Annotated in this window: 5 protein-coding genes and 1 pseudogene; 3 read left to right on the top strand and 3 right to left on the bottom strand. The window is 61.4% G+C overall.

Going from position 1 to position 3,370, the window contains the following annotated elements:
• The first annotated feature begins 232 nt into the window (after positions 1 to 232).
• Positions 233 to 1,114: a CoA ester lyase gene (locus X726_RS137365; protein ID WP_023673922.1), complete on the top strand. Its 882-nt coding sequence runs from the start codon at positions 233 to 235 to the stop codon at positions 1,112 to 1,114.
• 39 nt (positions 1,115 to 1,153) lie between these two features.
• Positions 1,154 to 1,360, top strand: a complete 207-nt coding sequence (locus X726_RS137370) for a DUF1737 domain-containing protein (RefSeq protein WP_023673921.1) — start codon at positions 1,154 to 1,156, stop codon at positions 1,358 to 1,360.
• Positions 1,361 to 1,390: 30 nt separating this feature from the next.
• Here X726_RS137370 and X726_RS137375 read toward each other — a convergent pair whose 3' ends face one another.
• The 3 genes from X726_RS137375 to X726_RS137385 form a co-directional block, all read right to left on the bottom strand.
• Entirely contained in the window at positions 1,391 to 1,672 is a 282-nt protein-coding gene (locus X726_RS137375) for an XRE family transcriptional regulator (RefSeq protein ID WP_023673920.1), read from the bottom strand.
• A gap of 9 nt (positions 1,673 to 1,681) precedes the next feature.
• Positions 1,682 to 2,002, bottom strand: coding sequence for a type II toxin-antitoxin system RelE/ParE family toxin (locus X726_RS137380; protein ID WP_023673919.1), 321 nt, complete (start codon positions 2,000 to 2,002; stop codon positions 1,682 to 1,684).
• Positions 2,003 to 2,067: 65 nt separating this feature from the next.
• On the bottom strand, positions 2,068 to 2,490 hold the full coding sequence (locus tag X726_RS137385; RefSeq protein WP_023673918.1) for a metallopeptidase family protein: 423 nt from the start codon (positions 2,488 to 2,490) through the stop codon (positions 2,068 to 2,070).
• Positions 2,491 to 2,719: 229 nt separating this feature from the next.
• On the opposite strand from X726_RS137385, the pseudogene X726_RS137390 reads away from it, so the two are divergent.
• Positions 2,720 to 3,370, top strand: a pseudogene (locus X726_RS137390) (hypothetical protein); the annotation flags it as partial.

The raw sequence follows: 3,370 nt of genomic DNA, 5'->3' as shown, positions 1-3,370 counted from the left end.
GGTCCTCCGGCGGACAAGAAAACTGTCACCCATGCTATCGGTCCATTCTGTTACCTATCTATCCGGTTCGAACACGCTCGACACCTCTCCCCCGATCGACGGGGGAGAGGAAAGGCCCCCCTTCCGCAACTGCTGCGGGACGGGCGGGGCAGCGCAAGCTTTCGCAGTTGGCTCGTCATCAGGTACCGGTCGGACGCTTGCCTCACCCGCCCCCACGCGGCATAGATCGGCCATGACAAGCGAACCTTACCGCCCGCGCCGCTCGGTGCTTTACGTCCCCGCCTCCAACGACAAGGCGCTGGCCAGGATCGCGACGCTGGCCTGCGATGCCGTGATCATCGACCTCGAAGACGCCGTCGCGCCCTCAGACAAGATCGCCGCGCGGGACAAACTGGCCGGCATTTTCGCCAGCCGACCGAAACGCCGCTGCGAGATGATCGTGCGCGTCAACGCGCTGTCCAGCGAATGGGGCAACGATGACCTGCTGACCGCGGCGAAATTCGAGCCCGACGGCATCCTGTTGTCCAAGGTCGCCACGCCGCGCGATATCCTCGAAGTCGGCGACGTGCTCGACGACAATTTTGCCCCCGACAGCGTCAAGCTCTGGGCGATGATCGAGACGCCCAAGGCCATGCTCAATATCGGCGCCATTGCCGAACTCGGCCGCGATCGCGCTTCGCGGCTAAATTGTTTCGTTGCCGGAACGAACGATCTGGTCAAGGAAACCGGCATTCTGGCGACGCCTGATCGGCGCTACCTCGTGCCTTGGCTGATGCAGATGGTGCTGGCGGCGCGGGCCGGCGGCATCGACATACTCGACGGCGTCTCCAACGATTTTCGCGACCTCGACGCGTTTGCGCGCGAATGCACGGAAGCCGCCGCCATGGGGTTCGACGGCAAGACGCTGATCCACCCCGCCCAGATCGAAACCGCCAACCGCGCCTTTGCGCCCGCGCCCGAAGCCTTGGCCGAGGCGCACGCGGTGAAAGAGGCTTTCGCCTTGCCCGAAAATGCCGGCAAGGGCGTGATTGCGCTGGATGGCAGGATGGTCGAACGGCTGCACCTGGTGCAAGCCGAAAAACTGCTGGCGAAGGCCGCCGCCATCGGCGCATGATCCGCCCCGAAAAGACGAACTCACGACAGGATCTGACCCATGAGACTTTACCGCTTTCTGTCCGCCCCCGACGATTCAACCTTCTGCCACAAGGTCACCGCGGCGCTGAACAAGGGCTGGCACCTGTACGGCTCACCGACCTACGCCTATGACAAGAAGACCAAATCGATGCGCTGCGGCCAGGCGGTGGTGAAGGATATCGACGGCCAGGAATACGGGCCGGATACGAAGCTGAGTGATTGGTAGGCGAGCTTTGCCAGCCTGTCTAAGACAGCGCTAGGCTGCCTCGGCAATATCAAGACGCACTGTAAGTCCGGCCTGTGTGGCCAGATTGATCAAGGTGTCCAGACTAAAATTCGCGATCCTGCCCCGCAGAAGATCGCTAAGGCGTGGCTGGGTAATCCCGAGCCGGTTGGCTGCTTCGGCTTGGGTAACGTCCCAACTCCGCACCCGCTGTTCGATCGCGATCAGCAAATTGGAGCGCATAGTCATGTTGGCGGACTGAGCCGGGGTGTCTTCCAGCGCATCCCAGACATTTTCAAAGCTTTGACGTTCCATGAGTATGTCTCACTGAATTTGCCTGAACCGCGATGCGGCAAGAGCCAAGTCTCGTTTCGCCGTCTGTTGCGTCTTCTTCTGGAAGGCGTGCAAGACAAAGACGGCGTCACCTATGCTGGCGACGTAAAGCACCCGGAACGCGCCAGCATCGTCTCGGACACGGATTTCCCGTACGCCTAGGCCTATCGTCGTCATCGGCTTCCAATCGCTTGGCTCAAATCCGAGTTGAACCTTGTGCAGTTGAACGCCCGTTTCCTTGCGCACCGCCTCTGGAAAAGCCCGGAGCTTGGCAAGAGAATCTCCAAGAAACTCCAGTCGCTTGGTCGGCATACAGACTTTATATCAAAACTTGTATAATTTCACAAGCAGGCTCGCCACCTGAATATCGCACAGCCTTACTCCGCCGCCTCTTCAAGCTTTTCCATATCGTCGTCCGACAGGCCGAAATGGTGGCCGATCTCGTGGATCAGCACGTGGGTGACGATGTCGCCCAGCGTCTCTTCGTTTTCGGCCCAATAGTCGAGGATGGCGCGGCGGTAGAGGGTGATGCGGTTCGGGCCTTCGCCGGTCTGCGGGTTCCAGCGCTCGGCGATGCCGCGGCCCTCGAACAGGCCAAGCAGATCAAACGGTGTCTCCAGCGACAGATCGTCCATGATCTCGTCGGTCGGGAATTCGGCGATCATGATGACGATCTCGCCGGTCAGCTTGCGAAAATCGTCGGGCAGATGTGCGTACGCCTCCAGCGCCAGAAACTCGATCTCCTCGATCGAAGGCGAGAGTTCATCGTGCCAGGTGCGGGTCTTGTAGATGCGGGCCATGCTTTGTCCTTTGATCCGGCATATAGGCTTTCCCTCCGGACTCGGCAAATGGACCGGGTACCTGGCCAATGACTGTTTCTTTGCGCCGAATGGCTGCGACCAAAGTCCAAGGTTGGCCTCGTCACCTTTGATCAAGGAATAAATTCCTTCTGACTCCGCTTGACTCTTCCGGCACCCTCTGGAATCTATAGGAACATAACAGGAACAGTTGTGAGAGAAATTGACCGTCATGGCGACATCAGCCGTGGCGCGGGAGACTGTTTTTGCCCTGCGCCGCCAGATCGCGAAGATCGAGGGAACGCTGCCCGAGCGCCTGGCCGCGCCGGCTGGCGAGGGGCTGCGCGCGGGTCCTGGCGGCGGTCTCGACGCCGCGCCTGAACCCGATGCCGATGTCACCATCATCCGGCGCGGGCTTGCCGTGGCTTCGCCGGATGCTTTCCTGGCCACCGGCGTCGAGCGCCTCGATGCGGCCCTCAGCGGCGGCCTTCCGAAAGCCGCCTTGAGCGAAATCCATGGCCTTGAGACCCGCAATGCCGGGGCCGTCGCCGGCTTTGTGCTGTCGCTTGTCAGCCTGATCCTCAAGGGCCAGCCCTTGCCCGTGCTGTGGATCGGCACATCGGAGATTTTTCGCGAGGCCGGCTTTCCCTATGCCAGGGGATTGCAGGGCATTTTCGGTATCGCACCGGAGCAATTGCTGTTTTCCGAGGCGCCGAAACTCACCGATGCGCTGTGGGTAGCCGAGGAGGCCGCGAAGATGACGGCGCTCGCCGCAATCATCCTCGAAATCCGTGGCAGCCCGCAGCGGCTCGACCTCACCGCGACGCGCCGGCTGCACGCGCGCGCCCAAAACGCCGGCCGGCCGGTGTTCCTGCTGCGCCAG

Origin of the sequence: Mesorhizobium sp. LSJC285A00 (assembly GCF_000503155.1) — a bacterium.
Lineage (GTDB): Bacteria > Pseudomonadota > Alphaproteobacteria > Rhizobiales > Rhizobiaceae > Mesorhizobium.
The sequence above is the reverse complement of the archived record's forward strand: the minus strand, read 5'-3'. Positions and strand labels throughout refer to the sequence as shown.

Coding starts and splice junctions, on each gene's coding strand:
- X726_RS137370 (WP_023673921.1), top strand. CDS start 1,154: ATGAGACTTTACCGCTTTCTGTCCGCCCCCGACGATTCAACCTTCTGC.
- X726_RS137365 (WP_023673922.1), top strand. CDS start 233: ATGACAAGCGAACCTTACCGCCCGCGCCGCTCGGTGCTTTACGTCCCC.
- X726_RS137380 (WP_023673919.1), bottom strand. CDS start 2,002: ATGCCGACCAAGCGACTGGAGTTTCTTGGAGATTCTCTTGCCAAGCTC.
- X726_RS137385 (WP_023673918.1), bottom strand. CDS start 2,490: ATGGCCCGCATCTACAAGACCCGCACCTGGCACGATGAACTCTCGCCT.
- X726_RS137375 (WP_023673920.1), bottom strand. CDS start 1,672: ATGGAACGTCAAAGCTTTGAAAATGTCTGGGATGCGCTGGAAGACACC.